Source organism: Sphingobium sp. DC-2 (assembly GCF_000722555.1).
Taxonomy (GTDB): Bacteria; Pseudomonadota; Alphaproteobacteria; order Sphingomonadales; family Sphingomonadaceae; genus Sphingobium; species Sphingobium quisquiliarum.
The window spans coordinates 1-19,099 of sequence record NZ_JNAC01000005.1 but is presented as its reverse complement, the minus strand read 5'-3'; the positions used below and the strand labels follow the sequence as shown (position 1 = coordinate 19,099).

General features: G+C 64.7%; 22 protein-coding genes. 2 read left to right on the top strand and 20 right to left on the bottom strand.

Features of this window, described 5'->3' with window-relative positions; genetic code table 11:
- Positions 1-42 precede the first annotated feature (42 nt).
- Genes ET21_RS0101145 through ET21_RS0101065 form a run of 17 tightly spaced genes read right to left on the bottom strand, consistent with a single transcriptional unit; the run spans position 43 to position 15,111 of the window.
- Positions 43-1,479: a conjugal transfer protein TraH gene (locus ET21_RS0101145; protein ID WP_030538257.1), complete on the bottom strand. Its 1,437-nt coding sequence runs from the start codon at positions 1,477-1,479 to the stop codon at positions 43-45.
- Complete coding sequence (locus ET21_RS0101140) at positions 1,469-2,233, bottom strand: conjugal transfer protein TraF (protein WP_237751461.1); 765 nt, start codon at positions 2,231-2,233, stop codon at positions 1,469-1,471. Before ET21_RS0101140 ends, ET21_RS0101145 begins: the two co-directional genes overlap by 11 nt.
- Positions 2,234-2,289: 56 nt before the next feature.
- Complete coding sequence (locus ET21_RS0101135) at positions 2,290-4,035, bottom strand: conjugal transfer protein TraN (RefSeq protein WP_030538255.1); 1,746 nt, start codon at positions 4,033-4,035, stop codon at positions 2,290-2,292.
- Positions 4,032-4,787 carry a type-F conjugative transfer system pilin assembly protein TrbC gene (locus ET21_RS0101130; protein ID WP_030538254.1) on the bottom strand — a complete coding sequence of 252 codons (756 nt, stop codon included), beginning with the start codon at positions 4,785-4,787 and terminating at the stop codon, positions 4,032-4,034. The genes ET21_RS0101135 and ET21_RS0101130 overlap by 4 nt, the downstream gene beginning before the upstream one ends.
- Positions 4,784-5,797, bottom strand: coding sequence for a conjugal transfer pilus assembly protein TraU (gene traU / locus ET21_RS0101125; protein WP_030538253.1), 1,014 nt, complete (start codon positions 5,795-5,797; stop codon positions 4,784-4,786). Before traU ends, ET21_RS0101130 begins: the two co-directional genes overlap by 4 nt.
- Complete coding sequence (traW, locus tag ET21_RS0101120) at positions 5,794-6,423, bottom strand: type-F conjugative transfer system protein TraW (protein WP_030538252.1); 630 nt, start codon at positions 6,421-6,423, stop codon at positions 5,794-5,796. Before traW ends, traU begins: the two co-directional genes overlap by 4 nt.
- The gene (locus ET21_RS0101115) at positions 6,420-6,941 is read right to left on the bottom strand and encodes a S26 family signal peptidase (protein WP_030538251.1); all 522 of its coding nucleotides are present in this window, start codon (positions 6,939-6,941) and stop codon (positions 6,420-6,422) included. The genes traW and ET21_RS0101115 overlap by 4 nt, the downstream gene beginning before the upstream one ends.
- Positions 6,938-7,324, bottom strand: coding sequence for a TrbI F-type domain-containing protein (locus ET21_RS0101110; RefSeq protein ID WP_037470012.1), 387 nt, complete (start codon positions 7,322-7,324; stop codon positions 6,938-6,940). Before ET21_RS0101110 ends, ET21_RS0101115 begins: the two co-directional genes overlap by 4 nt.
- On the bottom strand, positions 7,317-7,703 hold the full coding sequence (locus ET21_RS25440; RefSeq protein WP_051767865.1) for a hypothetical protein: 387 nt from the start codon (positions 7,701-7,703) through the stop codon (positions 7,317-7,319). The genes ET21_RS0101110 and ET21_RS25440 overlap by 8 nt, the downstream gene beginning before the upstream one ends.
- Positions 7,703-10,255 carry a type IV secretion system protein TraC gene (gene traC, locus ET21_RS0101100; protein ID WP_030538248.1) on the bottom strand — a complete coding sequence of 851 codons (2,553 nt, stop codon included), beginning with the start codon at positions 10,253-10,255 and terminating at the stop codon, positions 7,703-7,705. Before traC ends, ET21_RS25440 begins: the two co-directional genes overlap by 1 nt.
- A complete protein-coding gene (locus ET21_RS0101095) occupies positions 10,252-10,875 on the bottom strand; it encodes a hypothetical protein (RefSeq protein WP_030538247.1) in 624 nt (207 codons plus the stop codon). Before ET21_RS0101095 ends, traC begins: the two co-directional genes overlap by 4 nt.
- Positions 10,875-11,744 carry a DsbC family protein gene (locus tag ET21_RS0101090; protein WP_030538246.1) on the bottom strand — a complete coding sequence of 290 codons (870 nt, stop codon included), beginning with the start codon at positions 11,742-11,744 and terminating at the stop codon, positions 10,875-10,877. Before ET21_RS0101090 ends, ET21_RS0101095 begins: the two co-directional genes overlap by 1 nt.
- Positions 11,741-13,084: a TraB/VirB10 family protein gene (locus ET21_RS0101085; protein ID WP_030538245.1), complete on the bottom strand. Its 1,344-nt coding sequence runs from the start codon at positions 13,082-13,084 to the stop codon at positions 11,741-11,743. The genes ET21_RS0101090 and ET21_RS0101085 overlap by 4 nt, the downstream gene beginning before the upstream one ends.
- Positions 13,084-13,890 carry a type-F conjugative transfer system secretin TraK gene (locus tag ET21_RS0101080; protein WP_030538244.1) on the bottom strand — a complete coding sequence of 269 codons (807 nt, stop codon included), beginning with the start codon at positions 13,888-13,890 and terminating at the stop codon, positions 13,084-13,086. Before ET21_RS0101080 ends, ET21_RS0101085 begins: the two co-directional genes overlap by 1 nt.
- An 8-nt stretch (positions 13,891-13,898) precedes the next feature.
- Positions 13,899-14,462 carry a type IV conjugative transfer system protein TraE gene (locus ET21_RS0101075; protein ID WP_030538243.1) on the bottom strand — a complete coding sequence of 188 codons (564 nt, stop codon included), beginning with the start codon at positions 14,460-14,462 and terminating at the stop codon, positions 13,899-13,901.
- Between the two features lie 12 nt (positions 14,463-14,474).
- A complete protein-coding gene (gene traL / locus ET21_RS0101070; RefSeq protein WP_030538242.1) occupies positions 14,475-14,762 on the bottom strand; it encodes a type IV conjugative transfer system protein TraL in 288 nt (95 codons plus the stop codon).
- Positions 14,763-14,796: 34 nt separating this feature from the next.
- Positions 14,797-15,111 carry a hypothetical protein gene (locus tag ET21_RS0101065; protein ID WP_030538241.1) on the bottom strand — a complete coding sequence of 105 codons (315 nt, stop codon included), beginning with the start codon at positions 15,109-15,111 and terminating at the stop codon, positions 14,797-14,799.
- 381 nt (positions 15,112-15,492) lie between these two features.
- Between ET21_RS0101065 and ET21_RS0101060 the strand changes: the two genes are divergently transcribed.
- Positions 15,493-15,972 (top strand): hypothetical protein, encoded by a 480-nt coding sequence (locus ET21_RS0101060; protein WP_237751460.1) that lies wholly within the window; start codon positions 15,493-15,495, stop codon positions 15,970-15,972.
- Positions 15,965-16,180, top strand: coding sequence for an AlpA family transcriptional regulator (locus ET21_RS0101055; protein WP_030538239.1), 216 nt, complete (start codon positions 15,965-15,967; stop codon positions 16,178-16,180). Before ET21_RS0101060 ends, ET21_RS0101055 begins: the two co-directional genes overlap by 8 nt.
- 25 nt (positions 16,181-16,205) lie before the next feature.
- Here the strand turns inward: ET21_RS0101055 and ET21_RS0101050 are convergent, their stop codons facing one another.
- The 3 genes from ET21_RS0101050 to ET21_RS0101040 form a co-directional block, all read right to left on the bottom strand.
- The gene (locus ET21_RS0101050; RefSeq protein ID WP_030538238.1) at positions 16,206-16,826 is read right to left on the bottom strand and encodes a thermonuclease family protein; all 621 of its coding nucleotides are present in this window, start codon (positions 16,824-16,826) and stop codon (positions 16,206-16,208) included.
- Positions 16,807-17,952: a hypothetical protein gene (locus ET21_RS0101045; RefSeq protein WP_156028973.1), complete on the bottom strand. Its 1,146-nt coding sequence runs from the start codon at positions 17,950-17,952 to the stop codon at positions 16,807-16,809. The genes ET21_RS0101050 and ET21_RS0101045 overlap by 20 nt, the downstream gene beginning before the upstream one ends.
- Before the next feature lie 185 nt (positions 17,953-18,137).
- On the bottom strand, positions 18,138-19,099 hold a 962-nt coding region (locus ET21_RS0101040; RefSeq protein ID WP_237751459.1), incomplete at its 5' end, for a hypothetical protein.

The window sequence follows — 19,099 nt, the reverse complement described above, 5'->3', positions numbered from 1 at the left end:
CCAACCCCCTGATACTACTCACCTTAGTTTCGGATCAGGCTCTTAGGGAACGATGGAACGGGACTGGAGCGCGCGCGACCAGTCGAGCGATGCCGCCATCGAGGGAGACATCGAGGCAGCCAGCATGTTCTCGATCATCGCCGTCTTCTCGATGATCTGCATGATGGCCGAGACCTTGGCTTGCCCTGTCGCCTGGCGCTGCGCGAGGCTCGAGCGGACGTCCGCGACCTGCGAACGCCAGATGGCGAGCTTGGCCTCGTCGGCGGCGATGAAGCTCGCCATCGAGCGGCCGGCTTCGGACACGATCCGGTCGAGCACGGCGTAGAGCAAGTCGATGCTGGTGATCTCGGCGAGCGTGTCACGATCATCGGTCGCCATGCCCCGGCCAAAGGCGGCCTGGACTGTCAGGATCTTGTAGAGCGGCACCGAAGCGACCTGGAGCAGCTCCTTTTCGGCATCACCAATCGCGGTGTCCGAGCGGATTGCCGCCACCATGCTGCCGATGAGCGCGGCCACCCGGGGCCGGATCGCCTTGGCGGAACTGAGGCTCATGTCCTGAAAGGTCGGGTTGAGGCACTGGTCGGTCTCGTCGCAGGAAAAGACCCGGACGGTCTGGCCTTGCGTCCCATCGAGCAGCGCGGTGACCAGCGTCGAGGACGCGTCGCCGGCAAACGGCACGAACTTGCCCGGCTCATCGTCCTTTGGTGGCACGTAGATAACCGTGCCGATCAGCGTCATAGCATATTCGGCGAGCTCCCGGTCGAAAGTCCCACCCGGATTGAAGAAGGCCGACTTCTTGAGGACGTGCCAGGTGTAGTTGCGCGCCACGGCCGGGTTGACGTCGGCATAGTCTGCCCCGGCTCCCGAAGTGGTCGAGCTTCGCTGCCCGCGCGTGCCGCAGCCGTGCTTGGCTGCCGCATAATCTGTGAAGATGCCCTCGCTGTTGCCGATCGCCTCGCAGATCGCCTTGTCGGCCAGGTCGCCCTTGGGCCAGATTCCTCCGACCAGCCCTTGCGCCATCTCACAGGAGTTGATCGACAGGTTGTTCATGAGCTGCGCCTTCTGCGCAAACTCCTGCATGATCTTCGAACACTCAGGGCAGACCGTGTCGATCGCCAGGCTGAAGGCAAAGCCCACGGCATTGTTGGCGACCGCTTTTAGCAGCGCGACCATCTCGCTCGCGTTGATGAAGCTGAAGCTGCCTGCAAAGATATCGATCCCGCCGCAGCCGGCCCGCGCGCGGGGCAGTTGGAGATTGGCGATGTTGGTCGTCTTTTGCGGGAAACGCGTCCAGACATTGCCCAGGCTGTAATAGCCCGCCGACTGCCCCTGGAAGGCGCTCGGACCCGTGACATTGGCCGCGCCGCCCATGTCGTTCATGAAGCGGTCCATGCTGTCGCCGACATTGGCGTGGAGAGGCGTTGCAACGAGGCTCGTGGCGGCGAGGGCGAGCGCCGCCGTGCGCAGCTTAGAAATCATGGCCGGCTTCCTTTGAGGTCAGGAGAAAGATGCGGTCCTGCAGTTCGTCGGCCGACAGGACGCCGTAGCCGATCGGAATCGCGCGCCCCGCTTCGCTGTCCCACAGGACCAGCGCCGGGGTGATCTTGGGCTCAAGCCCCATGCGCGGGCGCTGCCCGTTCTCGACGGTGTATTGCGGGAAATGACGCGAAGGACCGCCGTCGGTCGAAATAGCCCGGACCGTCAGGTGCCAGCGATCGGCGACCGCCTTGACGATCGGGCTCATGACTTCGCAGGCACCGCAGGTTTGAGCGAAGAAATAGAACAGACCGTAGCGGTCACCGAGGTGCGCCATGATCGTGTCACGCTCGGCGGCGCGGGCGTCCTGCCATTGTCGCTTGGCCAGCGTGCCGACGGGGCGTTCGAGCGTGTAGTCAAGCTCGGGCTGCTGCCAGATCGCGCGCTGCCAGACGTCGGAAAACAGTGAGGCCCGATCAAGCTGCTCACGCTGGAAACGGATATAGGCGGTCACGTTCTGAGGCGTCGGCTCGATGATCGCACGGGCCTTCAATTCGCGTAGCTCGGCCGTGACGGCTTCCAGCTGGGCCGTTGCCGACTGCGTCTGAGGCGTCGATCCCTGCTCGCGTGGTTCAGCCCGCTTGGGCCGAGAGCAGTAGAACCAGTAACCAAGGCGCCGCTCACCGCAGTAGAAGGCATCGGCCTCGTTGGCGGCCACGGCCTGCTGCGAGCCATGGTCCTGGGCAACAAGCGGCATTGTCGGGACGAGCAGCGCAGCCATGACGGCGGCGGTCACAGAGGTGCGAAGCGCGCTCACGGATTGCTCCTTTCGTAATAGTCGCGGATTTTCTGCTGGATGAGCTCGGAGGTCTGCAGCTCGTCGGGGAGGCGCGCAGCGTCGGTGAATTCGGCGTAGATCTCGGAGAAATCCATGCGGGAGAGGTCGAGCCGGGCGAATTCGTCGAGTGTGAAGCCCAGGCACTGTTCCGACTTGGGCTTGGCCCAGGGCTTGGGCAGCTGCGCGCGGCCTTGCTCCTGCAGGATGCGGGTCAGCTTGGATTCAAAGCAGCAGTAGACCTTCTTCTTGGTCAGGCAGACGCCGAGGAAGCTCGAAGAGCAATAGGTTCCGACATAGGCGCACAGACCTTGCGCATCGCGCTCGTGGAGGAGGATTTCCTCGCGGCTGCAGCCGAGCGCAACCAGGAGTTGGACGCCGGGGATGAGCGGGAAGCCCTTGCCTTTGCAGCAGTTGAGCACGCCGAAGACCTTGGACGAGCAGGTCTCGCGCTCGCCTTTGAACAGGGTCATGGTCTCGGGATCGAATTCGCGCCGCGCCTGGTCCATCGCGTTCAAGGCGACCACGGCGTCCTTGAATTCGTCGTTGGCTTCGCGCTGGATTGTCTCGCACGAGCCGTCGATGCAATAGACGTCGCCGTCGCAGACATATTGTTGGCCCGAAGTCTCACTCGGCGGCGCCGGGCACTCGTAGACGCGCTCGGCGGTCGAGCAGGGACTGTCGCCCGTCAGGCAATCCTCGCGCACGAAGCGGCAGCTGCCGTTCGCCTCAAGCTCGCTGCAATCATCGCCGGCGATCCTGGCCGAGCAGGTGTAATTGCGCTGCCAGGCCCAGCAAGGCTGGGTCACCGACACCCCGTCGACGATCCGGGTGACGGGATCGCTGTCAGTGCAGACCTCGCTGTCGAGCGAGCAATTGGTATCGCCCGCAAGACCCGAACACTGGCTCTCGTTGCGCTGGGTCGTCACCACGGTTTCGGTGCTTGTGGTGTAAGGCGTCGCGCCATCGACCGGCGCGGTGCAGCTCACCAGGTCGACGTGCAGGTCGCCGTAGTTGCAGCCCCAATAGATCCCGTGATAGGGATCGCAGAGGTTAATCGGCCAGGACTGGGTGACGGTGCACTGCGGCGCTGGATAGTGGTTGCAGGCGTAGATGCTGGCGGGATCGACCCCGCTGCCGCCCACGCAATAATAGCCATAGATTTGTCGCGGGGCCGCGCTGGCCTCGAGCGTGATCGGACAGGATGCGGACTTCTGCTCGGCCGTATAGCCGGTGTTGCAGGTCGCCATGTAAGTGCCGACCGAGCCGGTGCCCGGTGGCAGCGGGACGCAATTGCCCTTCGAGCCGGACACCGACATGCCGCTGGTGTAGTCGAGCGGAGTCTCGCTGATCTCGCCCGACCGGGCGAGAATGCTCTTGATTTCCTGGGGCGAGAAGAGCGCCCGATTATTCATCGAATCTTCGATCGTGCGGACGGCAGTGTTGCTGGTGGCGGCACTGCGCGCCGCGCCCTCGATCCGGTCCGGATTGTCGGCCAGATCCTCAAGGCTTTGCGTTGAGGCGGGATTGAAGCCGGGCACGCGCGAGGCATCGGGTGATGTGGTCGCCGCACCCTTCACCTGGTCGATCACAGCATTGCCGAACGCTTTTCCGTCGGCCTTCGCGTCCGCGGTCGTCTGCCCTGAACTGGATTGGGCTGTGGCAAATTGCGCTGTGCCTGCGCATAGGAGCCCGGCGCAGAGCAGCGTCAGGATCTTTCTCATCGATCCTCTCCTTCTTCGAGGCGGGCAAGATGAAGGCGCGCCAGCGCGGCGCCGGGGCCGGCACCTTCCTTGAAGGTTTCTAGGACCTGCCCGACCGTCACATTGCCGGTCAGCCGGTCGTGAGGCGGCGGGACGTCCTGGCAATCAAAGCCATCGCAGGGAGAAAAGTCGCTCCCCACCATGACAAAGCTTGGCGCTGCCTCGATGTGAAAGGCGCGGAACAGGCGCGGGTCGATGCCGAGCGCCTGGGGGGCATCCTCGCCTTGCCAGATCTCGGTCAGAAGCGCCTTGAACCGCGCGGAATCGCCGGATGGAAAGCCCCGCAGCACAGTGACCCCGCCGGCGCGGCCCATGTCGCGCACCAATGCCTTCAAGGCCTCGGGCGGCATCGACAGGCTGGCAAAGGCGATGAAGCGCGGGCTCTCGCCAAGCGGCGCTTTTTCCGCCTCGGCCCGCGCGCGAACCATCGCATCGAAATCGAGAACGTCCGTGCTTTTCGACGTCGATGGCAGGCTGTCGGCATAGCGCGCACCCGCGGATTGGGCCTGGCCCTGGGTTTGGAGTGCGTCATCATGCACCGCTTCGGCCCGCTCGCGGACCGTCGCCGCAAGGGCGGCCGCGTCCTCGGCGTGCTCGGCAGAGCGGGCACGAATGGCGTCGAGATCGATGCCGTTGGGGGCACTCTGGGCGAGCGCCAGCCCCGCAAGTGGGAGAGCCAGGCCCAGCGGGATGAGGAGAAGTTTCCGGTTCATAGCGCGCAGCAGTTCCGCTTGCGCCAGACGAGGTAGCCCATGTCCTCGCCGATCGCGGGGATGACCTGTCCGGCCGATTGAAAGGTGGTGGCGGCGCCGATCGGGGGGCAGGCATAGCGCCCCTTGGTCGCCGGGTTCGGATTGGTGGCCTGGAAGCGGTATTGCTGCTTGCGCATCACCGGCATCAGGTATTTGCCGCAGAGTCCCTTGCTGCCCATCGTGCCCCAGGCGACGAGCTCGCGGTGGAGCTTGTAGGCAAAACGCGAGAGTACGAGCCGCGAGGCCTGGACGTGCCCGATCGAGGCCGAGACATTTCCGTTCATCGGGTACATCGAACCCTGACAACCGGCGCACCAGAACATCTCGTCGACCGGCAGGTGGACCGTCGAGGACACGCAATCGGCGGCGCAGGCGGCGAGCGCGAGCGGATTGGCGAAGAGGACCGCCTCGGGATTGATGATCGCGGTGAGTTCGCTGTCCTGCCAGAGCGGATCGATCTCGGAGATGTAGAGAATGTCGATCGAACCGGATTCCAGGCACAGGAAATCGGTGACGATCTCCATCCAGTAGATCAGCGGATAGGCATACCAATGAACGTGCCAGCTCGAGTAGTTCTGACTTGCCCCGCCGATCGCCGACGGCCCCTTGATCGAGCGAAAACCGATATCAAAGCCGGGATCGAGCTTCATCCCGCCCAGGTTGACGAAGCACCAGGGCTTCATGCTGACGTCGGCAAGCCGGACCGGCTCCCAGAACCCCATGGCGATCCCGGGCCGCAAACCGCACAGGCACAGCGGTAGGGTCGGGTTGGAAGGATCGGGACGGCTCGACGGCCAGATCTTGAGGCCCCCGACCGAGATCGGAAACAGGCACGACCAGCAGATGTCGGTGATCGGGTTGACGAAGCTGCCGGTGCAGCGGCCGGGGCCCGCATCGGCACTGGCTGGACTGGCCAGCATCAGGCCCAGCGCTCCGAGCGCAGCCGCTACCAGACGACGAAGATGTGTCATGGGCGGGCTCCTTGACGGGGTGGAAGGACGATCTCGCTGACTTCGAGCGCGCGGCCTTGCTGGCGCACCCGCGCCGGCACCGCCCTGATCCCGAAGTGGCGGATGAGTTTGCCGCCCTGGTCGAAGTAAAAGCGCCGCTGCCGTGCCTTCATCAGCTCGAGTGGCGCGCCTTTGGTGAGGATGAGCTTCGCAGCCCTAGACTGGCTCAGCGCCCAGGCGAGCTGCTCGGGATCATCGCCGTCGAAGAACAGGAGCTCGGCGCGCAGGGGCACGCTGTCGAGCGGGTTCACTCGCGTGCCACGGGCATGAATGAGCTCACCCTTGGGCCCTCGAATATCGGTCTCCAGCGTGATCGTTGGATCAAAGCTCCAGCGGCGGGCGGCGCTCGCGCGGACAAGCCCGTCGACCGGCTCGGGCCGGTTGACCCGGGCCGCCGTGCGCCGTTGCAGTTCCTGGTTGAGCCGCTTGGTCTCGCCCGACTGTTCCATGGCGGTTAGGCGCGTATGGATCTGCTCGAGGAGATCGCGCTCGATCACCGGGAAAACCGCGCCGTGTTGGCCATAGTCACGAGCCTCGGCCGCAGAGACGCAGGCAAGGCAGAACGGAAGGAGAAGCGCGCGCCTCACAGGATCGCCCTCCCGCTGCCAAGAATGTGGCCACGGCAGGCAAAGCCCACTTCGGCGTAGCGGCTGTCGAAGCCGCGCGGGTGGTCGCTCCCGACATAGTAGCAGTTCCGCGGGATGACGCCTTCGGGTCCGGGGCTGAGCGTCACGCCAAGCCGCGTTTTCGCCAGGCGCGCCCCGACCTTGCGCCCGTTGACCAGGACCTCGGCGCCCTCGTGGCTTACCTCGTCGCCCGGCAGGCCGAGCACGCGCTTGCCGAAAAGATGCGGACCTTTCCCAAAATGCCTCTCCAGCAGCGGCGAGGCCGGCGGCTCGAAGAAGATCAGGCTGCCGCGCGAAATCGGTGCCGACTTGTCGAGCCAGAAGGCCCAGTTGGGCAGGCTCGGGCTCGCATTGATGAGGAAAGCATGGTCCTCGCCGAAAGCAGCGATCGGCGCCCAGGCAAACGGCAGGGCGACAATCCCGGTGAGGAGCAGGGGACGCCGGACCCGGCGCAGCGTGCGGGCAACAAGATCCGTCATGGCCGTTTCTCCCGGCCCAGCTTGGCGGCAACGCGCTGCTCGAGTTCGGCCGTGGCATCGGGGACATCGCCGGCCAGCACCGCTTCGGCGACCAGCACCACCCGGCCATTGCTGCCCATCTCGCGCACGGCGGCCTCGGCGGCCTGGAGGTAAGCGAGCGTTCGTGCCTGCCCATCCTCGGGTGCCTTGCCGCTGCGCGCTTCGGCATCGACAAAGCGCGCAATCGTTTCAGACAGGCGCACGGTGACGATCTGCTCGCGAGGGCGCGCCACTTCGCGGCTGACCCAGGCGCCCCACAGAAGGAGGCAGACCACGAGGAGAACCGCGCCCAGACGCAGCGCCAGCGGGCGATTAAAAGATTGTAATAGGGTCGTGTCAGCCATTGTCGGTCTCCCGGGGAGCGGCCGGAGCGAGCGCGGTTTCGAGGCGCTTCAGGAACCGCGGTGCGCGTGCCAGCAGCACGCCGAGCGAGGTCGCGAGGAACACACCCTGGAGGTCCTGCGAAAAGGCGATCCGCCGGATCGCGCTCGCGTCGCGGTAATGGTCGGCAAGGTTGGCGAGCTGCGTGAAGAGCAGCCCCAAGTCCCAGCCCGCGAGGAACAGGAAGGCAAACAGCGGCAGTCCTAGCACGATCAGCAGGCTCGAGACGGCAAAACGCGAAGCCTCGATGAGGACGAAGCAAGTCCCCTGCAGAAACGGCAGCAAGCGCTGCGGCGGTGACCACACGCCGATGTGGTCGAAGGGCGTCTGGTGAAAGGCCATCAGCGCTCTCCCAGCGGCAGACCCGCAACCTTGCGGATCGCGTCGGCGAGCGGCATGCCGCGTGCCTCGAGCGCCTGGATCGCGGCGTAAGTGTCGGGGTCGGACGAAAAGATCGTCGCCGAGAGCGGATCGAGAACCAGACGGCCAATCGCCTCGGTCTCCGGGCCCTTGATGAAGATCTCGGAATATTCCGCGCCTGAGCGCTTCAGGGACCGGATCAGGGTCTCGGTACGATCGTCCATGTCGAGCCGGGCGCTTTGCCGGAAATCGGCAATCGTCTCGGCCTTCTGCTGGAGGATCAGCATCCAGTCGCTGTTCTCGAGCGCGGCGCGGGCGCCGTCCGACTTGTAGTAGTCGTTGAGCGACTGGGTGGCGGTCGCGAGCGCGCCGCCATATTTGCGCGCGGTGCGGGCATAGGTCTCGACGAACTCGCCCATCGAGCCGCCCCGCAGCATCGACCAAGCTTCGTCGATCAGCAGCAGCTTGCGCGTTGCTCGCGACGTGCGCGTCATGGCCTGGCCGGTCATGAACATGATCGCCGAGAGGACGACGCTCCTCAGCTCCTCGCGGCTCGCAAGGTCGCTCATCTCGAAGACCGTGAAATCATCGTCGAGCGCGAAGCTGGCCTGCCCTGAAAAGAACCCGCCGTAGCTGCCGCCCCGGCAATAGGGCGCGATGGCGGTCGCCAGGTTAACCCCAAGCTCGCCGCCGCCCGTGCCAAGGGCAGCCGCAATATCGTCGATGCTGCCGCCGCTGCCGAGCGTGTCCCAGACCGTCGTCACTGCCCGGTCGATGAGGCCGCGCTCGGTATCGCTCGGCTTGTCATCGTGCCGCGCCATCTGGCCAATGATCGCCTTGATCATGGCAAAGCAGTCGAGCCGGTAGTCTTCATCGCTCGCCGCCCGGGCATCGTCGACCATCGAGAAGGGGTTGAGCGAGAAGCCGGCCGCCAGCGTGAACTCGACGAAGCGGCCGCCCTGAAGCTTGACCGAGTGCTCGAACGAGCGGCCATCGTCGATCACGACGACCTTGGCACCCGCGCCGCGCAAGGCCGCGCACAGTTCCTGGAGCAGGACCGACTTGCCCGACCCCGACTTGCCGCAGATTGCTATGTTATGGTTGCCCGCCCCGTTCTCGAAGGGCGACCACCAGAAGGGCTGGCCCCGGCGTCCGACAAGCAGGAGATGCGGCACGGCGCGGCCGAGATACTCACCCTGCATCGGCGCGATATTGGCCGCCGTGGTCGAAAGCATCGTGCGCATGCGCTTCAGCCGCAGCATGTCGTCCGCCAGCCCATCGGCGAGGCTCAAGGGAAAGGCCGCGACCAAGCCCTGGAGCTGGAGAAAGCGCTCGTCGGCAAGATCCCAGCCCGCCGCCTTGAAGATCGCCTTGGTCACCCGCTCATGCGCGTCGCCTTGGCCGAGCGGCGAATAGCTGGTGAGCCCGTAGAACAGCTTCACCAGCTTCTTGCCGGCCTGCAGCTCGTTTCGGACATGCCGCCACTCGGCCGACTGGTCGGCAAGCTTGGGCAGGAAACGCGCGCTCTTGGTCTGGCTGAGGCTCGTGGTGCGCATGAACTTGTAGCCCGCGCGCGCCGAGGCCGCCTCCTGGTCGGGATAGACCAGACACAGCATGGTCGCGGTCGGACAGGGAAACCGCAGCTTGTCGGTGAACATGTCGCCGATGAGGCGCGCGCATTCCCAGGGCGCCCAGCGTTCGGGGAACGCGCGCACGGCAAAATGGCGCAGATCGAAGCTGTCGGGCAGGCATTCCCCGACTTCGGGATGGCCCGCGCGGTCGCGGCCGATTTCGCGGAACCGCTCGGTTCGCAGCACCATGCGGTCGTCTTCGACCTCGAGCTCGATGTCGCTACGGATCGCCTGGACGTCGATCTGCTCAAGCGGATTCCAGCTTTCACGCTCGGGTTCGCGGGCCGTGGTTGGCGACGTCAGCTCGTCGATCAGCCCGATCAGCGCCGACGGCCGCAGCGCATGGGCTTCAAGGCCCAGCGAATGGATGAGGCCCAGGAGCCCGTCGCGGCATTCGGCGAGTTCGGCATCGGTGACATGCGCGCTTTCGGGCACGCCAAGCGAGACGATCAGACGGCTACTGCGGACATGGAAGGGCGCATGCGCCGAACCGCTCTCCCAGACGAGATCGTAGAACCGGGCAATCCGTTCGCGCGCAATCGCCTCATAGACGCCGCCCTGTTCGTAGCGGGGGGCGAACCACGGCGAGACGACCTGCCCGATGCGCGGGCTCGCAAAATTGAGCACCTGCAGGCAGGATCCCTGGGGCAGCCCTTCGGAGAAGAACTGACCCAGGATTTCGCCGGTACGCTCATCGGCGCCGATGAGTGGCGTCACCTCGAGGATGAAGCCCTTGGAGCGGGCATTGCGGTAAAGCCCGGCGCTCTCGTCGAAGACCCGGTAAGGGAGCCAGTCCGAGAGCATGTCGAGGGCAAAGCTCGTGCGCGGCTTTTCGGCCGAGGCCGTGTCGGCGAACAGCGAGCCCATCAGCGCGTCGCGCGCCCTGGCAAGCGAGAGAGTCATGGCTTTTGACCTTCCTGAGGAGCGGGCTCCTCCTTCTGTGCGTCAGGTTGGGGGACCCGGGCCGGGAGGGAGGCAGTCCCGGGTCCCCCGGCCGGCGCGTGCTGCAAGGGGGCAGTCAGCACGTCCGGCAAGGCGGTGGTGGTAGGATCGGCAGGAAGATCGGCCGGAGGACCGATCGGGCGCGGCGGCTCCGCCGCGCTTTCGGGATGGCGCGCGGCACTCACCGCGCGGGCGAGTGCCCGAGCGACTTCGCGGCGGCTCGCCGGATCCTGAAACTGGCTGGCTGCGCTCGTCGGCAGCGGGACTTCGACGACCCGCGCTTCATGCGTCCGCCCATCCGCGTCGCGATAGGCTGCCAGCACGACGCGCAGCCGTCCCTCGGATATCTGCGGCAGGACGCGTGCCGAGGGCGGCCTCATCGCTTCGGGCGCTTTGCCCGAAGCCTGGGTGGCCGCTTCATCGATCACCGAGGTCGGCGCGCAATTGCCTTCCGGCGCGCGGCACGAGAAGCTCCCCTTGACGTTGCCGCCGAGCACCGCGCAGCCGCTGGTCGCGACAGCAAGGGCTGCGAGCGCCGCAACACGCAGGGGTGCGAGGGAAAGTCTGTTGGGCCTGCCCATCACTGGCCTCCCTTGTCCGGGGTGAGGCCAAGGAAGCGGCGGATCTCGCTTGCCGGGCGATAGCCCTGCAGAACCGCGCCATCGCTCGCCCGCACCAGCACCGGCGTGCCGTTGAAGCCATTCGCCTTGGCGAAAGCCTCGTTCGCATCGAGGCCCTTGGGCTTGCAGCCAGGCCGCGCTTGTGGCGCCTCGCCGGCATAGGCGGCGTGGAGCGCGGACGCCGGATCGGGGGCGCAGAGAACAGCCTCGGAGAGCGCGCGACTCTTGGCTCCGAAGATCGAGATCGGCCGTTCCTCGACCTGGACGCCCGCCTTGGCGAGCTCACCGGTCAGGCGCTGGCAGTAGCCGCAGTGGAAGTCCGAAAAGACCACGACTTTGGGACCTGCCGGATTGCCCCAGTGCACCGCGCCATCAGCGGGCAACTTGGCGAGATCGACCTTGGCCGGAGGCGCGTTCGCCGGTTCGTCGTCCTGTGCTTTGCTGTCACCGCCCGCTCGCGCAGCGCCGGCCGCGATGAGGTCCGGGTTGAGCTCAAGCAGTCGCGCTGCCGTTACATCGCGGCGCGTCTCCATGTCGTAGAGCCGGCCGACCAGGAGGTAGCGGGCACTCTCATCGACGTAGAACAGCGTGCTCCCCGACACGACTTCGCACAGTCCGCCGAAGCCCTCGCAGGTGAGCGCGTCGATCGGCGTCTTGGGAAGGCGCGCCTTGAGCGCGGCGCGCACGGCGCTCGAGGTGTCGCTCGCCTGGGCCCGCGCGGACGTCACTGCGGCGAGACCGAGGCTGACAACGGCGAAGGCTGTGGTGACGGCAAGCGCTGCCGTCGCGGCGCGGGCTTTGAAGCCCGGCCGGAATTCCGTGTAATTCATTTCGTGTTGCTCCTGACGTGAACGCCGTCGAGGAAGACGATCTCGACCTCGATGCCGGTCGGCATCTCGACGACGGGTTGGTATTGTTCGGCGCGTTCGATGAGGTACTTGCTCACCGTGTCGGCGGCCTCGCCGGCACCCTGGCCGATGCCGCCTGTGACAATGTCGGTCGGCGAGAGCGCCTGACGCTTGCCATCGGCGCCGATCTGGCCGGTGAAGATGCCATTGGCATTGGCGGAAAAGCCCCGGCCAAAGCCGCCGACGATCCCGGCAAGGAGGGCCTGGCCAACGAGGCTGCCTTCGCGGCTGACGACGCGGCCACGCACACCCGACTTGCCGGCAAAGCTGATGAAGCCTTTGACCTCGCTCACCGCATAGCGGCCGCCGGGCTGCGCACAGGTCATGCGCGCAAGCTTCACATAGACTTTCTCGCTACTGAGATCGCCGCGGGCCGCGCCGTTGACGAGGCAGCCGGTGATATCGGTTGTCAGCACCTTGCCGCCACGCATGACCGAGCGTGCCGGCCCGGTAATCCTGAGCACCACCGGGAGTGGATCGGTCTGGCTGGCAACGCCGGTCGAGGCATCGACACCGACAATGACCCGCGCCGGCGCATAGCTGTTGGGCGGAAGGTAATCGGGGCTGTCCTGTAACAGGAGCTGCGGGGCCGCGCTGTCGCCTCCCGGCTTCTTGGGTCCGGTAGCGCCGGTCTCGAAGCTCATCAGGCTGACCTTGGCGCCGGTTGCCGGGTCGTCGGCACCTTGCCGGCTTGGCCCTGGCGCCGTGGTGCCAGCACCCGGAGTGATACCAGGACCATAGGCAGGCGGCGGCATGACCGGTGCAGCCGGCGCGCGCGAGGCCTGGTCGAGCTGCGCCTTCAAGGCTGCGTTTTCTGCCGAGATCGCATCGATCGCGTGCTGACCGTCGGTGCGCATCTGCGCATTTTCGGTCTTGAGCGCGGCGAGCTGCTGCTCGAGCTCGGGGCGCGACACCTGGCCTTCCTTGAGCGCCTTGATCTCCCGGTCCTGTGCATCGGCCCGGTTGCCGTAGGTCGCGACGAACTCGCGTTCAGACAGGTTGCGGTTGACGAGCCCGCCGGTGTCGATCGTCACCGCCTCGCCGGAAGCACCCGAGCCCTTGCCCTTGTCGCCGCTGAACAGGAACGTCGCACCGCCGACGAGGGCAAGGGCGCCAACACCAATGAGCAGAGCCTTCTGGCGCTGGGCGATCTGGCGATTGAGGTTACGGCGTCCGACTTCGCGCCGGCTTTCCGGAGTGGCGGCCACCTGGCCGTTGTCGGCAGCAGGTTCTCCGCCCGACCGTTCGGTTTCGTGTGCCATTACTCGAGCCCTCCCTTGCGGAAGACAAGGAAGGCGCTGGTCGTCTCTCCGGGGCGCAGCGCATCGCGGCCATAGGCAAAGGCGATTGTTCCGGCCGGACCCTCACGGTCGGCCGCGAGGTCGAGCGGCTCCTTGCCGAGGTTGCGCAAGACAAGGCGTTGCCCGAGGAGCTCGGCGCCGGAATATTCCGCGACCAGCTGGACCTCGATCCCGCCAGTCTTGCGGGGGAGCCCAAGTTCGGCGCGGGCAGTAAAGCCGGGAAGGACCGCGTCCCCCGCCATGGCTTCGATCAGGCGGATCGCGGCCTCATCGGGACCCGCCGCCTGTTCCCAGTCTTCGGCTTCGTGGGCCTTCAGCGCTGGGTTGGTGACGAAGATCTGGCTCGCTTCCTGGGCGGCCGTCCGGCATGCGAACTTGTAGACGTAACCCGCCTTGCTCGTGGCGAAGAAGCTGACCCGGTCGGCGGCAAACTGCGGTGGCACCGAAATGTAGATGTCGCCGCGGACCGGCTCGTGGGTCACGGTGAAATCGTTGTAAGGATAGGCGCTGGCGATCTTCGAGACGTTGGCAAAGCCATCGTCGATGAGCGCAATGCGGGTAAGTTCGCTGCGCGAGAGCACGCAGTCGACCTTGGCGTTGTCAGCCGCTTCGACGAACTGGTCGGCGAAGGCCGGGGACGCGCTGAACGCGAGGACGCACAGGGCGACGCCAAGCGCCTTGAAACCGGTGTCGACACGGCGTGTGACGCCTAGTCCGAAACAGGCGAGACCGGCGCCAAGCGCGGTCGTTGGGGTAAGATAGCTCATGGCCGTCTTCAGTCCTTCTGGCTTTGGTCTTGCAGCTGCTCGAAGCCGACGAGCCCGAGGGCGAGGCCATGCCGGCTCCAGCGGAACCGGAAGCTGCGATCGTTGCTGGCGATCACCTGCGCGCCGACAAAGGTCTTGAGCGTGCCGGTGACGGTCGAAGTGAGGGCGGCCGGATCGACCTCCATCTTGCGGATGACAAAGGCCTGGCTGATGTCCGAGCCGCGCTGCTCGTCGACGATCTTGACGAGCTCGGCCTTGAGGCGGCCGTGAGCGGCCGGATCGGCGAGCTTCAGGATCTCGGCCATCCAGTAGTCGAGGCCTTGTGGGCTCCGGTTGAGCAGCATCAGCGCGGTGTCGCGGGTGACGAGCTCGAGGTAATGCGCGTCAGGTCCGGCACTGGAGAGCGAGAGCCGTTCGCTGGTCACCGGGACCAGCACGACTTCGCGATCCCGGGTTGCTGCCGCGCCCACGCCGAACAGCGTAGTGACAGCGAGGCCGCCGGCGACCAGCGCCAGCCAGTTGCGCTGACGCAGGTATTTCTGGGCCTCTTCGTATGCGAATTCTGCGCGCATCGCTCGTCTCCCTCAGCCGGCCAGGAGGCGGCAATGGGAGGGCGGCGTGGCCTTCAGCCCGAGGAAACCCCCGGGCATGTACCAGTAGGCAGCATGCACCAGCGCCGAGCCCGCGTTTCCGGATTTCGCCTTCCGCAAGACGAACCAGGTCGCAAAGGACAGTGCGATCCCGATGAAGATGTGCTGCGCCAGGATCCCCCAGGCAAAGGGGATCAACAGCCCCGCGAACTCGTCGATGGTCCAGAAGCCGATGAGCTCCGGATCGTCGAGCCGTTGGGGAACGAGGTACTTGTCGGCCATGTTGCCGCCCTCCCGCCGTGACCGGATCCGCTGTTCAGATGACCGCGGTCACGACCGAGGTGACGATCGGCACGCCAGTGCCGACGCCGATACCGACGCCTACCGGCACGGCGATCTGGCCGAGCGTGAAGCGACCCGAAGCGAGGCCGATGAGGCCGCCCGCGAGGCTGAGCACGGTGATGATCTTGCCGCCCGAGCCCTCGAGAAAATCGGTGAACTTGACGAGCGCGGGATCGAAGGTGGTGTCGGCGCCGGCATAGGCCGCGCCAGCACCGGCGAGGGCAACCAGTGCGGGCAGGATGTAGTCCTTGAGCTGGGTGCGCCGGGCAAGCTGGAGAGGGGTATTCATGAGGCAAGGCCTTTCGAGGAGTGAAGGAGCAGCAAGCGGTCGACCCGTTCGCTGTCTGTTCTTCGTGATCCCTCGATGCCCCTGTAGGAAATCGCGACTGTCGTCTGGGCCCTGCCGACCAAGCAAAAACCGACATCAAGAGGCGCGCGAGCCGGCAATCGCGCTGCCTCGATCTCTTCGAGCGCCATTCAACCCGAAGATCGCGCTAGCCGAGACGGAAGCTGCGCCGAAGCGGCTGATTTCTGCGCGAATCGCAGGAGGTGTCTGATTCGCGTCTTCCTCAATGTTCCGTTTATGTTCTTTTCGTTTTCCTACACCCTTCCTCTTCGCTTAGCCGGTGAGTCGATCATTCCAGTCAAAGGAGAAACACCAGTGATCGACATGGGCGTACTTGGTGAAAGCCAGACCCGGCGCGACCTCGCGCACCTTCTGCACACCGCCGTCGAACGCAGCGGTCGCAACCGCTGCGAGATCGCGCGTGAGGCAGACCTGCATAAAGATGCGCTACGCCGGACGCTGTGTGGCGAACGAAGCCCGAGCCTCGGCGAAGCGCTTCGCATCCTGGCCTCATCCGGCATGGCGCCGCATGCTCACCTGCTGCTGTTTCTCGGCGCTGGCGGCGATCAGGCGACCCGCTGGCTCCAAACCGATATCGCCCGTTTCTTCGAGGAGCTCGTTGGTGAGCTACCCTCCGCCCTTGAGCGGGTACTCGGGAACCAGGTGCATGACGTGAAGCCCCGTTGGGCGAAGGGAACGGCTCACCGCGTCGCGCGACTTCTGGCTGATCACATCGACGAGCTCGAACGCAAGGATGCCCTGCTTGGTGAAGGCAGCGCGAGCTTTGGAGGGCGCCATGGCTGAAGCAGAACCGTCGCCGTCACCCGAGCAACGCAGGATCACCCGCCTGATCCGGCTGAAAGAGGTCCAGCACCGTGTTGGCCTCGGTCGATCCACAATCTACCGGTGGATGGCCGAAGGGAAGTTCCCGAAACCGGTTCAGCTGGGTGGATATGCCGTCGCGTGGGCAGAAGACGACATTCAGCTCTGGATCTCCGCCAGATTAGGATGAGCGCGGAAAATTCGGCGATCTCGAATCAGATCAGTCGGCCCTGTCCCTCCGCGGCCTTGCTCCGACGTTTCTGACGGCGCTTGAAGGTCCAGGGCGGCTCCGGATTGTCCATCGCCCATAGGCCCCGCCGATCCCGCCGGGCATCGTCTTGCGCCTCGAAGTATTCTACTTCGCGATCAAACGCAGATTGCTCGGTCACCCAAGCCCACCCGTTCACGATCATCTCGAGTTCAATGTTGCGCGTGACAGGACGCGCCCGCTTCACCGCGCCGCCGCCAAGTTTCCCTTCGTGATCATATTTGACGGCGCCAGCGTCCATTTGCTCGGTCAGGAACGCCATGCACAGAACCCGTTTGTACGGGTCGATGGGCATATAGCCAGTCGACTCTTTGCCGACAGGGTCGAGGCGAAGTTCCTTACCCGCGATGAGGCCTACTAAGAATTCCCTGGATTCCGGACCGAACGGTTGCTCCATTTCGGGCGCGTCGATGAACGCAAAGCGGAAGGGGACGCGCTCGACCCAAGCCTGGCGATAGGGATGCCAGACGTTTGCCAAGAAGCCGTCGCCGTCGAAGACTTTTCGGACAGCCGCCTTCAATATCTCGTCTGGCCCTGCAGGGCCTGGATTATCGGGAACGATGATCATGCCTACCTGCCTCGACGAATGCGGTGCGATCCTTTCTGTTCATCGTGGGCGCGGACTTCGAATGCGCAGACAATTGACCGTTGCCGGGCCAACGTCCGAGCCAAGCAAAGCGCTCGGGATCCTGACGAAGCAGATATTCACAAATGCGCTGCTGTTCCTGACTGGAAGAGCGCATCAGCAGCCCTCGCAATTCATGGTCGATCGCTTGGCGCGGCGCTCCAAGGCTCTCGGCCTTTGCGTACCATTCGTGCCCGGTCTGGAGGTGCCCAAGCTCGATGTGGACAGCGCCCAACAACGTGCATGGTCTATAGTCGCTTGAGGTCAGTTGATGCGCTTCGCTTGCCAGTGCCTTCGCCTCGTCGAGGCGGCGCAGGTCACGCATTGCTCCGCCACGCGTTGTCGCCAAGGCTGACCTGAGTCTGGGACTTGACCCGACCTTTGCCAAGGCCGCCTCGGTCAGACGCAAAGCTCGCTCCGGTTCACCAGCCTTACGCCAATGCCCGCTCGCATTCACGGCATTCCAAGGATCACCGCTGCTTTCGCATGCTTTGGTCAGGGCGGCTGCTTCCAATGCATGCCAGGCTCTCTGCAGCTCGTCGGTCCAGCAGTAATCGGCCTCGGTCTTTAGCCATGCAAGGTCATCGACTTTGAGGCGTTGCCCGTTGGCGACTTGCCTGAGAAGCGCCATCACACGCGGATAATCGTCGCTTTCGATATATCCCACGCCGAAGCGCTGTCGCAGTTCCTTGGCCTCTCGCTTTCGACGGAGTGCCGGATCGTTCGCCATGGCGGCAAAAGTCGCCTTGACTGCAGCGGCTCTGGCCTCAGCGCGTTCTGCCAGTTCTGCCGCATCCTTCAGGGCCTTGACCGAAGCCTCTTCAATGCGCGCTGCCTGCTCTCGCCGGGCTGCGGCTTGAAACTCCTCCAGCGTTGCCTGGCCTTCCGCCAAGGCATCGAGCGCACGCAGACCAGTCGTGACGAGAAACTGCCGCTGTAGCGCGGTCACCGGCTCGCCTGCATCAATCTTTAAGAGAATCCCGTTCAACCGGGCGCCCAGTTGGGCGGCGCCGGGGAGGTCCTCAAGGAAATATCGCTGCGCCAAATCGGCGTGCAGAGATCGTGTCATGGCCCCTTGTCGCGTCTGTGGTCCTCTGCACCGAGGATATCTTCAATTCCGATATCGTGCGACTTTCTATGTGGCACCCCGGTCTTTTGAATCCCTTAAACAGACACGCCTAGCGAGCGCGAAGTTCTTTCCAGTGGAAAGCAGGATGCTGAGCCGTCCCGCTCCTTCCTCCAAAGTGCAGAAAATTATTCTTGGGGGCCATCTTCATCATTGGCGAAGGCATCGAAACCGTCGAGGTCAAAGCCGAGCTTCTGCGTAGTGATGGCCTTCCAACCCCAGACGCCGCGGCGCTTGTTGAAGTTGATTACGGCCTTGCCCACGACCGAATCGCCGTCAACCAGGTGTTGCGATGCGACGATATCTGGCGGGATGAAGATGCCTGTTGGTGTAAAGCCAAGGCCATTGCGCACCTCGATGCACTCGTCGAAGCGCCTGAACACGTCAGCTTTCGGCAGTGCATCCGAGGCCGTCACGGATCTCGCGTTGCAGCGCTTCTCTCCTTTGCTGAAGAAGTGAGCCATTTGTGCGGCGACAGCTAACCCGGGCTCCGCACGGTCCGGGAATTTGGACAATGGCCAAGTTGCTTGGATGTCTTTCGACACGACGAAATGGAGCACGCCCCGCTCATGGTTTACGTGGTCGATCACGCCGATTACATCGGTGAACACGTCGAAACTCGATCCTGCACGTTCTTTGATCCGATGGATCGAAACCTTCCAGGGCTCCCTCACTGATTTTTCCATTTGAACCGCTACGGGAAAGCCAGGAACTTTTCCCCGCACCTCTGGGTGAGATGCCGGAACATGCGTTTCGAACGGGATGATGGGCCCCGCAACGAGTAGCTTTCGCCGACGCCGAGTTTTCGCCCCGTCCTTACCATCGATCTCGAATTCTTCTCCAAGGCAGGCATCGACCCAAGGCAGGTGCGAGAAGAGGATCTCTTCGGCAGGCGATGCCATGCCGTCATAGAACTGCTTTGTGGCAGGCTTTGCGTGCGCATTCCGAAACCAGTCCGTGGAGATGATTTGCTCGATGTCCGCGGATATCCTGTTTCCCTCGCGACGCTTGAATTCGATCACGCGCTCGATCTCGGCCTTAGAGCCTGATCCGAAACTAAGGTGAGTAGTATCAGGGGGTTGGCTTGACG